Origin of the sequence: Agromyces laixinhei (genome assembly GCF_006337065.1) — a bacterium.
Lineage (GTDB): Bacteria > Actinomycetota > Actinomycetes > Actinomycetales > Microbacteriaceae > Agromyces > Agromyces laixinhei.
Window position 1 is genome coordinate 3,285,215 of record NZ_CP040872.1, and the last position, 16,679, is coordinate 3,301,893.

Sequence of the window (16,679 nt, forward strand, 5' to 3'; positions counted from 1 at the left end):
TTGGTATCGTTACCATAGCGAACGACGACACCCATTGGCAAGCGAGACGACCGCTTCAGTCGAGCGCCGCCGATTCCAACGCCGGAGACGGCACGAACGACACCGGCATCTCGACAAGGCGCGCCGGCGCCTGCCGCCCCCCTGCGCCGAGGCGGGATAGCAGCAGTCGGGCGGCCTCACGCCCGAGCTGTCGCGCGTCATGGTCGATCACCGCGACCGGCACGGGCATGAGCTCGGCGAGCTCGAAGTTGTCGAAGCTCACGATCGTCGGCAGCTCGGAGACATCCGCACCGCCGCGCAGCCTGCTGCCGATCTCCCGCAGAGCACCCACCGTGTTGCGGTTGTTCGCGCTGAAGACCGCCGTCGGCGCATCGGCGAGGTCGAGCAGGCGCCGCATCGCGTCGCGCGCCGAATCCACATCCTGCTGTTCACGCTGGACGAGCGCATCATCGGGCTCGATGCCGCGTTCGGTGAGAGCGCGCGTGAAGCCCTCGAAGCGCCGTTGCCCCGTGAAGACCGAGCGCATGTTGCCGAGGAACCCGATGCGAGTGTGGCCGGCATCCAGCAGCGACTTCGTGCCGCGATATGCTCCACCCACATCGTCGAGCAGCACGGCGTCGACATCGAGGCCGTAGACGCGGCGTGATGCGAGAACGATCGGAGTGTCGCCGAGTCGATCGGGTTGCAGGTGATCGGATGCACCGCCTGACGGCACGAGGACGAGACCCTCGACCTGGCGGCCGATGAAGTCGGCGATGAGCTGGCGCTCCCGCCCGGGGTCTTCTCCCGTGTTCCCGAGCACGATACGTCGGCCGTACTCGGCCGCCACCTCTTCGACGCCGAGCGCGAAGTTGCCGTAGTACGGGTTCCCGAGGTTGGTGATCGCGACCCCGATCAAGCCGCTTGCCTGCCCCGGGCGGAGACTACGCGCATTCTCGTTGCGGTGGTACCCGAGAGCACGCACGGCGGTCAACACCTTCTCCTGAAGGTCGGGCCGAACGTGGACGCCCCCCGCGAGCGTGCGCGAGACCGTCATCGGGCTGACGCCGGCGAATGCAGCGACCTCTCTGATCGTCGGCTGTCTGCCGCCGTTGCTCACCTCGGACATCCTGGCTGCATCCTCCCGAACTCGGCCGCCCGTCCGGCCGCTCTCACGCTACTACCGCGCCGCACGGGCGGCACTTGCGCCGCGCCCGCCGGCCCCTCGTGACGTGGGGCGCTGCTGACGATCGGCCGCTGATAACGTTAACAGGACTTTGCCGCATCCGAGCGATTCTCCATCCGGAGACGACGACTGAGGGCTCCACCACGCTTCGTCGAACGATCCCCCGATGACCATGGCGGCACCGCAGTGGCGGGCAGGACACTGGACGCCAAGCGCCCCCAACACTATTGTGATCGTTACCAACCGGCACGGCACCAACGAAGGAGCCACGCAATGCTTTCGAACTCCCGTCGAATCCTACGGCTGGGCATCCCGGCCGCACTACTGCTGAGCGGCGGTGCACTCGCAGCACCAGCTGCCGCCGCCGAACCCTCTCCCTCCGGCGCATCCGCGCATTCCTGCTCCCTCACCGAGGGCACGCTGACTGCCACCGCCGCGCCCACGTCTGAACGCAACGAGCGCTTCGCCGACTACGGCGACAGCGGCGTCGGTTGGACGGGCGGCGACAGCACGTACTCGCTCGAGCTCGCCGATGGTCGGCAGGCCTGGTTCTTCTCCGACACCTTCCTCGGTCCGGTCGAGGCCGACGGCAGCCGGCCGACCACCGCTCCGTTCCTCAACAACTCGATCGTCGTCGACGACGGCAGCTCGCTCGAGACGGTCACGGGCGGCACGCCCGACGCACCCGCCTCGATCGTCGGCCCGACCGGCGAGGGCCCGACCGGCGAGGCCCGCTGGCATTGGTTCGGCGATCCCGAGCGCACCCGTCGCGGCGACGTGCATGTGCCACTGCTGCAGTTCGAGAAGTTCGGCCCCGGGCCGTGGGACTTCCGCTGGTCGGCGAACCGCCTCGCGGTGCTCGACGGCGACACGCTCGAGCTCGAGCGGATCCGTGAGTTGCCCAGCTCCACCGGCATCAACTGGGGCGCGTGGACGATGACCGAGGGCTCGAAGACGTACGTCTACGGCATCGCCGATGTCGAGGGGGTTCGCAGCGCCTTCGTCGCCCGGGTCACCGGCAATGCGGGCCTGGCGGGCAACTGGAAGTTCTGGGACGGCAAGCGTTGGTCGCCGCGCGAGGCGGATGCGGTGCCGGTAGCCTCGCACGTCGCCAACGAGTTCAGTGTGGCGCGTTTCGAGGACGGCTATCTGCTGGTGACGGCGGACACGACGGTGCCCTTCGACACGCGCGTCGTGGCGCAGACCTCCTGCTCGCTCACCGGCGGCTTCGCCGTGGCGACCGAACTGTACCGAATGCCCGAGACCGGCCTGTGGGGCAGCTACGGCGACGAAGACGTCTACGGCTACAACGCGCACGAGCATCCGCAGCTGCGCGATGGCAACACGTTGCTCGTGACGCACAACGTCAACACCTTCGACAACGTGCACGACATCTTCGACGACGTCACGATCTACCGGCCACGCTTCTGGGAGGTCGAGCTGGCGCTCGATTGACAGTGACCTGAACGACGGATGCCCCGCGGCTCAGACGAGCCACGGGGCATCCGTGTATTCAGTGACGCACGTCACCTCGAGCTGCTGCCCTCTTCGAGGGCGGCGACTACTTGAGGGTGACGGTGGCGCCGGCCTCTTCGAGAGCGGCCTTGGCCTTGTCGGCGGCTTCCTTGTTCGCGCCCTCGAGCACGGCCTTGGGAGCACCGTCGACGACAGCCTTGGCCTCGCCGAGGCCGAGCGAGGTGAGCTCGCGCACGACCTTGATGACCTGGATCTTCTTGTCGCCGGCAGCCTCGAGGACGACGTCGAAGGAGTCCTTCTCCTCGACCTCTTCAGCAGCAGCGCCGCCGCCTGCGGCAGCGGGGCCGGCAACGGCGACGGGGGCGGCCGCGGTGACCTCGAAGGTCTCCTCGAACGCCTTGACGAACTCCGAGAGCTCGATGAGGGTCAGGCCCTTGAACTGCTCGAGCAGCTCTTCAGTGGACAGCTTCGCCATGATTCTTCTCCTTAGATTCTCTGGTAACTCACCGCTTGGCAGGCTCGCGCCTACGCAGCGGACTCCTGCTTCTCACGCAGCGCGTCGACCGTGCGAACGGCCTTCGACAGCGGTGCGTTGAACAGATATGCGGCTCCGAACAGCGAGGCCTTGAAGGCGCCGGCGAGCTTGGCCAGCAGCACTTCGCGGGACTCGAGGTCGGCGAGCTTGCCTACCTCTTCGGCGGTCAGGGGCTTGCCATCGAAATAGCCGCCCTTGACCACGAGGAGGGGGTTCGCCTTGGCGAAGGCACGCAGAGCCTTTGCGACGGCGACCGGGTCACCGTGCACGAAGGCGATCGCGGAAGGACCGGCGAGCTCGTCGTCGAACGACGAGATTCCGGCCTTGTTCGCTGCGATCTTGGTCAGCGTGTTCTTCACCACGGCGTAGCTCGCGTCCTCACTGATGGACTTGCGCAGCGTCTTGAGCTGGGCAACAGTGAGGCCGCGGTATTCGGTCAGCAGAACGGCGGTCGAGCTCTCGAACAGGTTCGTGAGTTCGGCAACCGAGGCTTCCTTGTTCGCCATGGCCACTCCTTGTATCTTCAACGCGCATCGCGGGAGCGATGCACGGCCTGGAGCGCTGGAAGCGGGTGGTCGAGAGAAAGAAAAAAGCTCCGGCGCAGTTGCGCGGAGCTCGGCCGGTCACCCGGAAGTCTTCGTCACACCTGCGCGGGCCCTTGCTTTCGCAAGACTTCGGTCGGGCTTCGATGCGATGAACATCGAGGCACACGACAACCAGCGGTCTTCGGCTCCGTACAGGCTAGTGGATGCCGCGGCATCCGCCAAATCGTCGACGACTCGTCGCCGTCGCGACCCGAAGCGGATGGCGGACGCCCGGGCCGAACCGTCGCCGATGTCGGCGGACGGGAGCAGACTCGCAGGCATGGAGATCACACACCTGAACCCACCGGCACTGCACTCGAACCCGGCGTTCAGCCAGGGGGTGCTCGTCAGCGGCGCGCACCGCACGCTGCACGTCGGCGGCCAGAACGGCACCGACCCCTCCGGCGCGATCGTACCCGGCGGCCTCGGCCCGCAGACCGAGCAGGCGATCAGGAACGTGCTCACGGTGCTGGCCGAAGTCGGCGCCGATCAGCGCAACGTCGTGCGCCTCGCCGTGTACCTGGCCGCCGGGCAATCGGTCGATGAGGGGTACGCGGCATCGGCGCGCGTCTGGGGAGCGCACCCGACCGCGCTCACCGTGCTGATCGTGGAGTCGCTCGGCCGCCAGGGCGCCCTCGTCGAGCTGGAGGCGACCGCCGTCATCGAGTGAGCCGGCGTGCGCACAGTAGTTGACATACGTCTACTACCTGTTTATAGTTGACGAAAATCAACCACTTTCAGGAGTCAGATGGCATTCGCCTCGCGCACTCGCGCGCCGAAGAAGTCCGCATCGTCGAAGAATCCGGATGCCGCGGCATCCGTCGAACTCTCCGAGAGCGGCATGACCCACCGAGAGGTGCTGACGGCGCTGTCCGGTCTGCTGCTCGGCATGTTCGTCTCGATGGTCGCGTCGACGGTGGTCGGCAGCTCGCTGCCCGTCATCATCGCCGACCTCGGCGGCGATCAGTCGGCGTTCACCTGGGTCGTCACGGCGACGCTGCTCGCAACCACCGTTTCGACGCCCATCTGGGGCAAGCTCGCCGACCTCTTCAACCGGAAGCTGCTCCTGCAGCTGGCGCTCGTGATCTTCGTCGTCGCCTCTGCCCTCGCAGGTTTCTCGCAAGACGCGGGCACGCTCATCACGATGCGGGTCCTGCAGGGCCTCGGTGCCGGCGGCCTCGCGGCCCTCAGCCAGATCGTGATGGCCGATATCATCAGCCCGCGCGAACGCGGCAAGTACGCCGGCCTCTTCGGAGCCGTCATGGCCGTCGCGACCGTCGGCGGCCCGCTCCTCGGCGGCGTGCTCACCGACACGCTCGGCTGGCGCTGGAACTTCTTCGTCGGCCTGCCCATCGCGGTCGCCGCGCTCATTCTGCTGCAGCGCACACTGCACCTGCCGAAGCGCCCGAAGACCAAGGTCTCGATCGACTACTTCGGCATCGTGCTGATCTCGGCGGGCGTCTCGCTCCTCCTGCTCTGGGTCACCTTCGCCGGCACCGAGTTCGACTGGATCTCCGCGCCGAGCCTCCTCATGGTCGGCGCCGCCGCCGTGCTGCTCATCGTCGCGGTCGTCGTCGAATTGAAGGTCGCAGAGCCGGTGATCCCGCTCGGCCTCTTCACGAGCCGCACCTTCACCCTCTCGGTCGTCGCCTCGATCTCGGTCGGCGTGGCGATGTTCGGCACCGCCGTCTTCCTCAGCCAGTACATGCAACTCGCGCGCGGGGCCACACCCACCGAGTCGGGTCTGCTCACGATCCCGATGATGGCGGGCGTGCTCATCTCATCCACCGTGATCGGCGCACTCGTGAGCCGCCGCGGCAAGTGGAAGGCGTTCATGGTCGTGGGCAGCGCGCTCATGGTCGTCGGCACGCTGTTGCTCACGCAACTGCATTACGACACGAACTACTGGTTCGTGGGCACCGCGATGTTCGTGCTCGGCGCGGGCGTCGGCATGGTGATGCAGAACCTCGTGCTCGTCGTGCAGAACACCACGGCGGTGAAGAACATGGGCGTCGCCACGAGCACCGTCACGTTCTTCCGCAGCCTCGGCGGCACGATCGGAGTCTCGGTGATGGGTGCGATCCTCGGCACCGTCGTCGCCAACGACATCAAGACCGGCATCGCATCGCTCCCGGCCGAGCAGCAGGCCGAGGCCGCGCAGACCCTCGGCTCCGGAGCGATCCCGCAGGTGTCCCAGCTCCCCGACTTCCTGCGTATCGTGGTCGAGTCGGCATACGGAACGGGCGTCGGCAGCGTCTTCATGGCCGCCGTGCCGCTCGCGATCGTCACCCTCCTCGCGGTGGTCTTCCTGCCCAATGCCGACCTCGGCACCCAGAGCGCGATCCAGCGCGCGAGGGCCGAGCAGCGGTCGGGCACCCCGCTGGAGCGCGAGCTCGAACAGGCGGGCGAAGAGATGTTCGAGGTGAGCGAGGGGTCGGTCGCGGTGCCGATCACCGGGTCGTTCGCGGCCGTCGATGCCGGCAGGAGCCCGAAGGGCGGTCGAGCCTAGGATGACCGGCATGACCGCCGAATCGGAGAACGACGCCGAGCGTGCCATCGCCGCCGTCGAGCAGCAGTTCGGCCGACTCTTCCATCGGGTGCGAGCGAACTGGAAGCGGTACGCGGCCGAGCTCCACCCCGATCTGCCGCCGCTCGGCTACAAGGTGGTCTCGAGCCTTGCGACCGCGGGGCCGGCGCACGCGAGTGCGCTCGCCGAGAAGCTGCACACCGATAAGAGCGTGCTGAGCCGCCAGATCCGTACGCTCGAGGAGCTCGGGCTGGTCGAGTCGAGCGTCGACGAGCACGACGCGCGCGTGCGGGTGCTCGCCGCGACATCCGAGGCGGCCGCCAGGGTGGCCGAGATCCGCGCCGGCAGCCAGGCGGAGCTGCGCGAACGGCTGCGCGAGTGGGAACCCCAGGAGATCGCGACGTTCGCCGAACTGCTCGGTCGCCTCGGCGACTGAGCACCGGCTCTCGACCGTCACGTCACGTGACGCCGCGGCCGGGCTCGGCGAAGTATCGTCGAAGCATGAAAGCCTTGCGTCTCGTCGTCGCCGCCCTCGCTCTCGTCGGGGTCACCGCGCTCGCGGCGCCCCTGCCCGCGACCGCGACCGAGGAGGAATCGCCCGTGACGTGGGCGGTGAGCCCCGCAGACGAGTCCGGCCCCGATGGCCGGTCGTGGGTCGAACTCGAACTCGACCCCGGCGAGGCCGCCACCGAGCACCTCGCCGTACGGAACTTCGGCAACCGCGAAGTCACGTTCGCGCTCACCGCGGCCGATGGGTACTTCACGCCCACGGGCCGGTTCAACATGCTCCCGTCCGACACGGAGTCGGTCGCCGCCGGCACCTGGATCACCGTGGCGGATCAGGTCACCGTCGCGCCCGGAGGCACCGCCGTGCTCCCATTCACGGTGCAGGCGCCCGAGGATGCGACTCCCGGTGATCATGCCGCGGGCATCGCCGCGTCGATCTACACCGAGAGCGCCGACGAGGGTGCCGGACTCGGCGTCGAGAGCCGCGTCGGATTCCGCGTGATGACCCGGGTGACCGGCACCGTTCAGCCCGGGCTCGACGTCGACACGAACCCGAACTACGTCATCTCGTGGAATCCGTTCGAGCCGGGGATGATCGAACTCGAGTACACCCTCGAGAACACCGGCAACGTGCGGCTCTCGGTGAGCGGTTCCGTCGAGCACGGCGGAAGCACCTACCCGGCACCCGACAGCGAACAGGCGCTGCCGATCGAGTTGCTGCCCGGCGATCGGCGATCGGTGAGCATTCAGGTGCCCGATGTGTGGCCGCTCGGACCCGTCACGCTCCCCCTGACGATCACGCAGGGGGTCATCGCGCCCGACGGAGAGACCGAGACGCTCGACCCCGTCGAGCTCGAGGTCACGGCCTGGGCCATCCCCTGGCCGCACCTCATCATCATCCTCGCGCTCGGCCTCGTGATCGCCGGCCTGTTCTGGGGCCGTCGCCGCCGCACGAAGCAGATCGAGCACCTCGTCGATGAGGCGCGCGAGGCCGGTCGTCGTGAGGCCGCGCAGGCCCCTCCCCGTGACGGCGCCGACCCCGTGGCGGATCCTCGGAGCTAGGCAGGCGCGGCGGGCACGGTCGGTGCAGCCGGCGCCGGCGCGGCCGGCAATCGCACGGTGAAGCGGGTGCTGCCGGGTTCGCTTTCGACGTCGGCCGTGCCGCCGTGCGCGAGGGTCACCGCCCTGACGATGGCGAGCCCGAGACCCGTGCTGCCGGCGAGTCTCGACCGCGAGGAGTCGCCGCGCGCGAAGCGCTCGAACAGCGAGTCGGCGAGCGCCGGCGGAATGCCGGGTCCGTCGTCCTCGATGCTCAGCACGATCTCGGCTCCGTCGCGCCGGACGGACGCCACGATGGAGGTGCCGTCGGGCGTGTGCACCCTGGCGTTGGCCAGCAGGTTCGTCACGACCTGCCGCAGGCGCGGCTCATCGCCGACGACGATCGCCGCGACATCCGGAACTCGCACCTCCCACTCGTGGCCGGGGCCCGCGGCCTGCGCGTCGCCGACCGCCTCGACGACCACCTCGCCGAGATCGACCGGCAGCGCCGCGAGCGCGCGGCCCTCGTCGAGCCGGGCGAGGAGCAGCAGATCCTCGACGAGATCGGTCATGCGCACCGACTCCGACTCGATGCGCCCGATCGCGTGCACCACATCGGGCGGCAGAGCGCCGCCGTGCAGCCTCGTGAGCTCTGCGTACCCTCGGATCGACGCGAGCGGGGTGCGCAGTTCGTGCGAGGCGTCGGCGACGAATCGGCGCACCTTCTGCTCACTCTCCTCGCGTGCAGACAGGGCGGATGCCACGTGCCCGAGCATGCGGTTGAACGCACCGCCGAGGCGGCCCACCTCGGTGCGTTCATCGTCGACGGGCACGCGCTCGGCGAGCGCGACATCTCCCCGGTCGAGCGGCAGCTCCGAGACGTGCAACGCCGTCTCAGTCATGCGCGAGAGCGGCACGAGGGCGCGCCGCACGATGAAGGAGCCGAATCCGAGTGCGATCACGAGGCCCGCGAGCGCGACCACGGCGATCGTCACGGCGAGCTCCCTCGCCGAGGCGTTGACCTCCGCGAGGGGCAGCGCCAGCACCACACGCGTGTCCGGAGCGACGTCCTTCCGTTCGGCGAGCGCGCGGAACTCGCCGAGCGTGCGACCCATGTCGATCGTGTGCGCCTGCCCGTCGTCGGGGACCGCGGCGAGACTCGCCGTCGATCCCGGGCCGAGGGTCAGGATGCCCTGCGCGCCTTCGGCGATATACGCGGCATCGGCGGGGCCGGAGTCGGGAACCACCGCGGCGAGTGTTCCAGCCGACTGGCCTGCGATATCGAGCAGCACATCGGCCGATTCCTCATCTCCGGAGAAGGGCAACGGCCCTTGGATGTTCAGCACGGCGCGGTCCATCGCCGAGCGCAGGTCGGTGTCGACGGCGGCGACCGAGGACGTGTGGAAGACGCTCACACTGACGACGCCGACGACCACGCTGACCGCTGCGAGGAGCGCGGCGACCACGAAGAGGAGGCGCCGCTGCAGCGTCCATTCCCGACGGCGCTTCCGCTGCGCCTCTGCAGCGGCCGGGAGTCCGAGCGAGTCGCCTGCGACGGGCATCACACCGGTCGCGTTCGCCCGAGCCGCCGCCGCGTAGCCGGTATCGCCCGGCTGAATCATCCGACCGCCTTGAGCATGTACCCGGCGCCGCGCACGGTGTGGATCATCGGCTCACGGCCTGCATCGAGCTTCTTTCGCAGATAGGAGATGTAGAGCTCGACGACCGACTCCTTGCCGCCGAAGTCGTAGCTCCACACGCGGTCGAGGATCTGCGCCTTCGAGAGCACCCGGCGAGGGTTGCGCATGAGGAAGCGCAGCAGCTCGAACTCGGTGGCGGTCAGCTCGACGGGTGCGCCCGCGCGTGCGACCTCGTACGAGTCCTCGTCGAGGGTCAGGTCGCCGACGACGAGCACCGGGTCCTTCGCCTGGGCGAGCATGAGGGTCGAGCGACGGATGAGTCCGCGCAGGCGCGCCACGACCTCTTCGAGGCTGAAGGGCTTGGTGACGTAGTCGTCGCCGCCCGCGGTGAGCCCGGCGATGCGGTCGTCGAGCGAGTCCTTCGCGGTGAGGAAGAGCACCGGCGTCTCCGAGCCGTCGGCCCGCACACGCTGCAGCACCTCGAGTCCGTCGATATCGGGAAGCATGATGTCGAGCACGATCGCGTCGGGCCGGAACTCGCGGGCGATCTTCACCGCGGACTGACCGTCGCTCGCGGTGCGAACGTCCCATCCCTCGTACTTGAGCGCCATCTTGAGCAGCTCGGTGAGGGAGTGCTCGTCGTCGACCACGAGCACGCGAACCATCGAGCCGTCGCCCTTGGCGATGGCTGGGGCGCGGTGCGGGGTCGCTTCGGCGTTCGTGCTCATACCTCCAGTATCCGGGTCGAGCTATGCGTTCCCTATGACTCTCTGGGCCGAATGCCGCACGTACTCCGAGACGACGACCCCAGACTCGTAGGCCGTCGTCTCGATCTCGTCGAAGCGCTGCGGATCGTACGCACCCGGCGTGAAGAGCGGGATTCCGTCACCGAACAGCACCGGGTTGCGCTTCAGTACGAGCCGGTCGATCTCATCGACGAGAGCGCCGGCCAGCGAGCCCCCGCCGCACAGCCAGATGGACCTGCCCGACTCTGCCTTCAGCCGCCGCACCGCATCGACCGGATCTTCATCGGTGACGGTGAGGTTCCGGGTCTCGCCCGGGATGTCGGACTCTGTGCGCGTTCGGGAGAAGACGATCTGCCGGAGGTGCCGATACGGACTGGCCGTCCTCCCGACCTCGTACGTGTTCCAGCCCATCAGGACGGAGTCGAACATCGAGCCGTCGCTCTGGATGCCGTAGGCGTCGGCGATGTCGGTCGGGATGGCGTCGGCGAACCGATCATTCAGGGCCGCCATGTGATCGCCCTCCACGGGGAAGGCGTCGAACTCGCCGGCCGGGCCGGCGATGAATCCGTCGAGGCTGACGGCGACGTAGTAGACGAGTTCTCGCATGGGTGCTCCAATCACAACTGTTGTAGTGATTGGAAGACTACATCATCTGTAGTGGTTGGGCTACCATCAAGCATGGCGAAAAACACTGAGCGACGACGGTTGCTCGCCGACGCGGGATTGCGCGTGCTCGCTCGCGAAGGTTCACGCGGGCTCACCCACCGCGCGATCGATGAGGCGGCCGGCGTCCCCGTTGGAACCGCGTCGAACTACTTCCGCAGCCGCGAGGCACTGGTCTCGGGTCTGGTCGAGCGCATCGGCGAGCGCCTCGCTCCCACGCCCGACGATCTCGAGCGTCGCAGCGCCGCGACACCGAGCCGGGCGCTGTTCGCCGACTACATCCGCGACATCGTGCGCCGACTCACGTCCGAGCGCGAGGTCACGCTCGCCCTGTTCGAGCTCCGCCTCGAGAGCTCCCGGCGCCCCGAGCTCGCCGCCGTGCTCGGTGCGTGGCGACGTGCGGGATTCGAGGCCGACGTCAAGTTCAACACCGCTGCCGGTCTTCCGGGCGGGCGCCGCGAGATCGCCCTGTTCCATTACGCCATCGACGGACTATTGCTCGACAGGCTCACCGACCCGCTCGACCCCGACTCGTCGGCCGATGAGGTCATCGACATGCTCATCGCAGGGCTCCTGCCCGAGCGCTGACGGTTCCTGGAGCGGGGCGCGCCGATCGGATTCGTCGACGCGTCAGATCAGCTCGTGGCGCAGCGCCCACGCCGCAGCCGCTGCGCGAGAGGGAACACCGAGCTTCGTACGGATGTTCGCGATGTGGCGATGCACAGTGTGCGGCGAGAGCAGGAAGTGAGCAGCGATCTCGACGTCGGTCTCACCGCGGGCGACACGCCGCAGCACGTCGCGCTCGCGCTCGGTGAGCCGGGCCGAACCGCCCGGCGCGCCGTGCGGCGGCGCTGGACCGAGGGGTGCGCCGAGGAAGGAGAGGGTCTCGCGCGTGACCGAGTCGGCGTCGCCCCGCCACGGAAAGTGGTCATCGCCCTCGAGCGCCACGAACCGGGCCGTGCGGATGCGGCCGGCCAGGTCTTTCCCGAGTGCGAACGGAATGGCTCGATCGTCACGTCGATGCAGCACGAGCGTCGGCGCGAGCACCTCACCGAGCTGGTCGGTGACATCGAAGTCGTACACCGCACGCAACGACGCGAGCGCGACCTCGCGCGACGCCGAGAGTCGCTGGAACTCGGCGAACTCGGCGCGCTCCTCTGCTGTCGCGTCGGGCAGGAACAGGTCGGCGAGCACCCGCGAGCCGAGGCCCCAGTGCTGATCGATGACGGCGATCATCGCCGCTCGCGCCGCGGGCGGCGCGAGGTCGGCTCCGCGGGCGTAGCCGCCGTACAGCACGAGTCGCGTGACGCGCTCGGGATGCCGCGCGGCGAAGAGGGCCGCGACACCACTCCCTGACGACCCGCCGAACAGCGCGATCGCGCCCGGCCCCGGCGCCGCCTCGTCGACGATCGCTTCGAGGGTCGCGAGTTCCTCTTCGAGCGTGCGGGCGGGAAGCGCCCGCCGGTCGGAAGCCCCGACGCCGGGCCGGTCGTAGCGGATGACCGTGCGATACCCGGCGAGCGAGCTCACGAACCGCCGAAATCCGGTGTTCCGCCAGTCGAGCTCGAGGTGGCTCGACCACCAGCCGCCGACGAAGAGTGGCGGGCCCTGGCCGACGGCAGACCACGCGATCGGCGACGAACCGTGCTGCGTGTACCGGACGACCTGATCCTCGGGATCCACTCCACAAGTCTGCGGCACCCCGCACCTCAATGAAAGACCGCGACCTCCTCGTCCAACTCCGCCAGCGCGGTCGGCAGCTCGGCGCGGTGCTCCGCGAGCAGCGCACGAGCGCCGTCGAACTCCGGCTCGTCGCCGCCGTCCAACAGAATCGGCACGTGCTCGCCGGGCAGCAGCAGCTCGGCGCGACCGCCCGCGGGCGCCGCGACCACCCGCAGCACCCCGGCGTCGAGCTGTTCGTCGAGCCAGGTGCATGCCTGTTGCTCACCCAGGCCCGTGAGCACGGCGAACGTGAGGGCATCCACGGGGCCAGCGTCGAACAGGACCCGGTAGTAGCCGCGCTCGCGGCCGATTCGGATCGACGCACGGATGGCGGCCGCTGCGGGGGTATGGAAGGCAGACATGATGACGCTCCTCGGATCGGGGCCCCGACGAGGGGCCTTCTGACACCTCCGATTCCAACGCGACCTTCGGCGCCGGGCATCGCGCGTCCGGGCCAGTCTTCGATGGCCGATTCGGGCCATCCGACCGCGATTCGGTGCTGCCGGCACCTGTGCTGCGCCAACTCGAGTCGGCCGCAACATTGGACAGATCGGTCGACGACCACCCACGGCATCCGGAGACGAAGGTGTACTACTGGAGCGTCGTGGACTGAGCCACCCGGGTGACGCACAGGCAACATCCATACGATCGAATGGATGCCCCACTCCACCGAGACCCGTGAGACCCGCCGCCGCCGTACCCTGATCGCCGCCGCGATCGCCGGTGTCGTGCTCGTCGCCGGAGGGGCGACCATCGCGTGGTCTGCCTGGCAGGGGGCGATCGGGTCTGCCGCCGAGTCCGCCTCGGGCTTCACGACGACCGAGGTCGATCGCGCCGAGGCATCCGGCACCGAGGTCGCCGACTTCTCGGCCTACTCCGACAGCGTCGCCGCCCAGCTCGCCTACGCACACGAGCACTGGGCCGACACCGAGAGCGAGACCTACGGCTACCTCGACGAGAACGACTGCGTGAACTTCACGAGCCAGACCCTGCTCGCCCGCGGCTGGGTCGAAGACGACGAGTGGTGGTTCGACGAGTCGGGCGACGCCTACAGCCATGCCGACGCCTGGATCAGCTCGACGGCGCTGCGCGACTACCTCGAGTCGCACCCCGAGCGGGCGACTGTGCTCACCGACGACGAGCGTTCATCGGTGAAGGTCGGCGACATCGTGCAGTTCGACTGGGACGACTCGGGCGACCGCGACCACACCGGCATCGTGACCGCGGTCGAGACCGACGCCGCGGGCGAGGTCACGATCCTCTACGCCGGCCACACCGACCCGACCTGGGACCGCTCCGTCGACTTCGCGATCACCGAGCTGCACCCCGGCGGCGTCGCCTACTACTGGAGCATCCCCGAGTGAACCGCGGCCGTCACGCGATCTCGTCCTTGCCGTCGCGCACCACGAACGCGCCCGTCTCGAGCTCGCCGAACTCGGTCTGACGCAGGGTCAACGAGACGGCGCCGGCACCGCCGGTCAGCACCTCGGACTCGGTGATCCGGTACCCGGCGGGTGCTGCCCCGTCGGCGAACAGCCGCTTGCCCTCGCCCACCACGACCGGGAACTGCAGGAGCCGGTAGGTGTCGACGAGACCGGCGTCGTGCAGGCTGCGCGCCAACTGCCAACTGCCGTGCACCTGCAGCTCGCGGCCTGGCTGCTCCTTCAACCGGCGCACCTGCTCGACGATGTCACCCCGAAGCACGGTCGTGTCGCCCCACGCTGCATCGGCGTCGGAGAGCGTGTCGCTGACGACGTACTTCTTCCAGGTGTTGAGCGCGGTGGCGACGTGGTTCTCGGGGTCGGTGACCTGCGACCAGTACTCGCGCATCATCTCGAAGGTGGTGCGCCCGAGCAGGAAGGCGTCGGCATTCCCGAACCATCCGTCGACCGGGTCGAGCTGCCCGTCGGCGGCGTTCGGCACGATCCATCCGCCGCGCGTGAAGCCGTTGCTGCGATCCTCGTCGGCGCCGCCGGGGCCCTGCATGACGCCGTCGAGGGTGATGAAGGTGTTGACGCTGAGTTCCATGGGTTGCTCCTTGCACGGGTAGGGAGCCGCGGTTCACGTGCGGCTCGATGATCTCCTACCTTGCGTACGAACGAGCCTCGCCCCGATCGACATGAGATCGGAATTCATGCGCCGACGTTCATCGATGCCCCGTGGGCTACTGATTCGAGAACGCGGCGTCGAACGACGTCTCGGGCTTCGGCCAGAGCAGCGAGCGGATGAATCCGACCGCCTCCGCCGCCCCGTGCAGACGATCCATGCCCGCGTCCTCCCATTCGACCGAGATCGGTCCGGCGTAGCCGATCGCGTCGAGCGCCCGGAAGGAGTCCTCCCACGGCACGTCGCCGTGGCCGGTCGAGACGAAGTCCCACCCCCGTCGCGGGTCGCCCCACGGCAGGTGCGAGCCGAGCACGCCGGCGCGGCCGTTGGCAGGCCGAAGACGCGTGTCTTTGCAGTCGACGTGGTAGATGCGGTCCTTGAAGTCCCAGATGAAGCCGACCGGGTCGATGTTCTGCCACATCATGTGCGAGGGGTCCCAGTTGAACCCGAACGCCTCCCGGTGCCCGATCGCCTCGAGTGCGCGCACCGAACTCCAGTAGTCGTACGCGATCTCAGACGGGTGCACCTCGTGTGCGAACCGCACACCCTCGGCGTCGAAGACATCGAGGATCGGGTTCCAGCGCGCAGCGAAGTCCTCGAATCCGGCCTCGATCACCGACGCGGCCACAGGCGGGAACATCGCGACGTAGGGCCAGATTGACGAGCCGGTGAAGCCCACGACCGTGTCGACGCCGAGCGCGCGGGCGACCCGCGCCGAGCGCTTCATGTCTTCGGCCGCGCGCCGGCGGACGCCCTCGGCGTCGCCGTCACCCCACGTATAGGGCCGCACGATGGCCTCGTGGCGGAAGTCGATGGGTGCGTCGCACACCGCCTGGCCGGTGAGATGGTTCGAGATCGCGTAGACCTTCAGCCCGTGACGGTCGAGGATCTCGCGGCGCTCGTCGAGGTAGCCCGGCTCCTCCTCGGCGAGCTTCAGGTCGAGATGGTCGCCCGAGCAGGCGATCTCGAGCCCGTCGTACCCCCACTCGGCGGCGAGTCTGGCGACCTCTGCGAACGGCAGGTCGGCCCATTGGCCCGTGAAGAGGGTGACGGGGCGGCGCGTGGTGGTCATCGTGTCTCCCGATCGTCTTGGAGAGCGGTCAGGTAGCGGATGCTCCGTGCCGCCAGTTCGTCTTGGGATGCGGCGAGCGGCCGCCACACCGATGCGGCGACCGCGATGGTGTCGTTGTCGCCCGTGAAGCTCTCGAGACCGAGGGGCCCGGCGTAGCCCACGTCATCGAGGGCATCGAGGAAGTCGGGCCAGTCGATGTGGTCGTCGCCCACCGCGCCGCGATCGTTGCCGCAGACCTGCACGTAGGCGAGGTGCTCGCCGGCGAGGCGGATGGCGTCGCCGACGCGCTGCTCCTCGATGTTCAGGTGATAGCTGTCGAGGGCGAGGCCGAGGCCGGGGCCGAGCAGCGGCCCGAGCACCTCGAGCGCCTGCTCGACGGTGTTGATGAGGCTCGTCTCGTACCGGTTCAGCGGCTCGATCGCGAGACGGATGCCGCTGCGCTCCGCCGCACGCACGACCGGGGCGAGGCTGTCGACAAGTTCACGGGAGCGGGCGGCCCGCTCCTCGGCGTCCATGCGCCAGGTGCGGCCGGTGGCGGCGGTGAACGGGCCGGCGACGATGCGGGAGCCGAGCTGCTCGGCGACGCCGACGCAGTGCACGAGGTAGTTCTGGGTGGCGACGATCTCGGAGGCGGGCGCCGCGATGAGGTTGCGGCCCGGGCCCATCGCACCGATCACCACGGGTGCGAGCCGGTGCTCGCGAAGCACCTCCGCCGCGGCATCCGGCGACCAGTCGCCCGGCGACTCGACGGGCAGTTCGATCGACCCGAACCCCATGCCCGCGGCCTTCGCGGCGAGTTCGGCGAGCGAGTCGTCGCGCAGCGGTGAGGTCCAGACCCAGGTGTTGACGCCGATGATGCGGCGCATGCTGCCTCCTTGGAACGTGCGGTCGAAGCGGT

The 16,679-nt window shown here is 68.9% G+C and carries 18 protein-coding genes; 7 read left to right on the forward strand and 11 right to left on the reverse strand.

The features are described 5' to 3' along the window. Nucleotides 1-55 precede the first annotated feature (55 nt). Nucleotides 56-1,108 carry a LacI family DNA-binding transcriptional regulator gene (locus FHG54_RS15510; RefSeq protein WP_139418066.1) on the reverse strand — a complete coding sequence of 351 codons (1,053 nt, stop codon included), beginning with the start codon at nt 1,106-1,108 and terminating at the stop codon, nt 56-58. 330 nt (nt 1,109-1,438) lie between these two features. Between FHG54_RS15510 and FHG54_RS15515 the strand changes: the two genes are divergently transcribed. Then, on the forward strand, nt 1,439-2,620 hold the full coding sequence (locus tag FHG54_RS15515) for a DUF4185 domain-containing protein (protein WP_139418067.1): 1,182 nt from the start codon (nt 1,439-1,441) through the stop codon (nt 2,618-2,620). A gap of 106 nt (nt 2,621-2,726) precedes the next feature. Here FHG54_RS15515 and rplL read toward each other — a convergent pair whose 3' ends face one another. Then, on the reverse strand, nt 2,727-3,116 hold the full coding sequence (gene rplL / locus FHG54_RS15520; RefSeq protein WP_139418068.1) for a 50S ribosomal protein L7/L12: 390 nt from the start codon (nt 3,114-3,116) through the stop codon (nt 2,727-2,729). 50 nt (nt 3,117-3,166) lie between these two features. Next, on the reverse strand, nt 3,167-3,682 hold the full coding sequence (gene rplJ, locus FHG54_RS15525) for a 50S ribosomal protein L10 (protein WP_139418069.1): 516 nt from the start codon (nt 3,680-3,682) through the stop codon (nt 3,167-3,169). A 358-nt stretch (nt 3,683-4,040) separates the two neighbouring features. Here rplJ and FHG54_RS15530 point away from each other — a divergent pair, with 358 nt between their 5' ends. From FHG54_RS15530 to FHG54_RS15545, 4 genes are all read left to right on the forward strand, one after another. Then, nucleotides 4,041-4,430: a RidA family protein gene (locus FHG54_RS15530; RefSeq protein ID WP_139418070.1), complete on the forward strand. Its 390-nt coding sequence runs from the start codon at nt 4,041-4,043 to the stop codon at nt 4,428-4,430. Between the two features lie 171 nt (nt 4,431-4,601). Continuing rightward, a complete protein-coding gene (locus FHG54_RS15535; protein ID WP_139418519.1) occupies nt 4,602-6,269 on the forward strand; it encodes an MDR family MFS transporter in 1,668 nt (555 codons plus the stop codon). A gap of 10 nt (nt 6,270-6,279) precedes the next feature. Continuing rightward, nucleotides 6,280-6,723, forward strand: a complete 444-nt coding sequence (locus FHG54_RS15540; protein ID WP_168197208.1) for a MarR family winged helix-turn-helix transcriptional regulator — start codon at nt 6,280-6,282, stop codon at nt 6,721-6,723. 65 nt (nt 6,724-6,788) lie between these two features. Further along, the gene (locus tag FHG54_RS15545) at nt 6,789-7,856 is read left to right on the forward strand and encodes a COG1361 family protein (protein ID WP_139418072.1); all 1,068 of its coding nucleotides are present in this window, start codon (nt 6,789-6,791) and stop codon (nt 7,854-7,856) included. On the opposite strand, the gene FHG54_RS15550 is transcribed toward FHG54_RS15545, so the two are convergent. Genes FHG54_RS15550 through FHG54_RS15560 form a run of 3 tightly spaced genes read right to left on the reverse strand, consistent with a single transcriptional unit; the run spans nt 7,853 to nt 10,824 of the window. After that, on the reverse strand, nt 7,853-9,454 hold the full coding sequence (locus FHG54_RS15550) for a sensor histidine kinase (protein ID WP_233437805.1): 1,602 nt from the start codon (nt 9,452-9,454) through the stop codon (nt 7,853-7,855). The two genes, FHG54_RS15545 and FHG54_RS15550, sit on opposite strands and share 4 nt — an antisense overlap. Next, the gene (locus FHG54_RS15555) at nt 9,451-10,200 is read right to left on the reverse strand and encodes a response regulator transcription factor (RefSeq protein WP_139418073.1); all 750 of its coding nucleotides are present in this window, start codon (nt 10,198-10,200) and stop codon (nt 9,451-9,453) included. Before FHG54_RS15555 ends, FHG54_RS15550 begins: the two co-directional genes overlap by 4 nt. A 21-nt stretch (nt 10,201-10,221) precedes the next feature. Then, nucleotides 10,222-10,824, reverse strand: a complete 603-nt coding sequence (locus FHG54_RS15560; RefSeq protein ID WP_139418074.1) for a dihydrofolate reductase family protein — start codon at nt 10,822-10,824, stop codon at nt 10,222-10,224. Between the two features lie 72 nt (nt 10,825-10,896). Between FHG54_RS15560 and FHG54_RS15565 the strand changes: the two genes are divergently transcribed. Then, nucleotides 10,897-11,469, forward strand: a complete 573-nt coding sequence (locus tag FHG54_RS15565) for a TetR/AcrR family transcriptional regulator (RefSeq protein ID WP_139418075.1) — start codon at nt 10,897-10,899, stop codon at nt 11,467-11,469. Nucleotides 11,470-11,511: 42 nt separating this feature from the next. On the opposite strand, the gene FHG54_RS15570 is transcribed toward FHG54_RS15565, so the two are convergent. Further along, a complete protein-coding gene (locus FHG54_RS15570; protein WP_139418076.1) occupies nt 11,512-12,564 on the reverse strand; it encodes an alpha/beta fold hydrolase in 1,053 nt (350 codons plus the stop codon). A 26-nt stretch (nt 12,565-12,590) separates the two neighbouring features. Further along, nucleotides 12,591-12,965 carry a hypothetical protein gene (locus FHG54_RS15575; RefSeq protein ID WP_139418077.1) on the reverse strand — a complete coding sequence of 125 codons (375 nt, stop codon included), beginning with the start codon at nt 12,963-12,965 and terminating at the stop codon, nt 12,591-12,593. 294 nt (nt 12,966-13,259) lie between these two features. Here FHG54_RS15575 and FHG54_RS15580 point away from each other — a divergent pair, with 294 nt between their 5' ends. Continuing rightward, nucleotides 13,260-13,967: an amidase domain-containing protein gene (locus tag FHG54_RS15580; RefSeq protein WP_139418078.1), complete on the forward strand. Its 708-nt coding sequence runs from the start codon at nt 13,260-13,262 to the stop codon at nt 13,965-13,967. Nucleotides 13,968-13,977: 10 nt separating this feature from the next. Here the strand turns inward: FHG54_RS15580 and FHG54_RS15585 are convergent, their stop codons facing one another. The 3 genes from FHG54_RS15585 to FHG54_RS15595 all read right to left on the reverse strand — a co-directional run bounded on the left by FHG54_RS15585 (nt 13,978) and on the right by FHG54_RS15595 (nt 16,647). Then, nucleotides 13,978-14,631 (reverse strand): dihydrofolate reductase family protein, encoded by a 654-nt coding sequence (locus FHG54_RS15585; RefSeq protein WP_139418079.1) that lies wholly within the window; start codon nt 14,629-14,631, stop codon nt 13,978-13,980. A gap of 136 nt (nt 14,632-14,767) precedes the next feature. Further along, nucleotides 14,768-15,781 carry a sugar phosphate isomerase/epimerase family protein gene (locus tag FHG54_RS15590; protein WP_139418080.1) on the reverse strand — a complete coding sequence of 338 codons (1,014 nt, stop codon included), beginning with the start codon at nt 15,779-15,781 and terminating at the stop codon, nt 14,768-14,770. Next, on the reverse strand, nt 15,778-16,647 hold the full coding sequence (locus FHG54_RS15595) for a sugar phosphate isomerase/epimerase family protein (RefSeq protein ID WP_139418081.1): 870 nt from the start codon (nt 16,645-16,647) through the stop codon (nt 15,778-15,780). Before FHG54_RS15595 ends, FHG54_RS15590 begins: the two co-directional genes overlap by 4 nt. Nucleotides 16,648-16,679 lie beyond the last annotated feature (32 nt).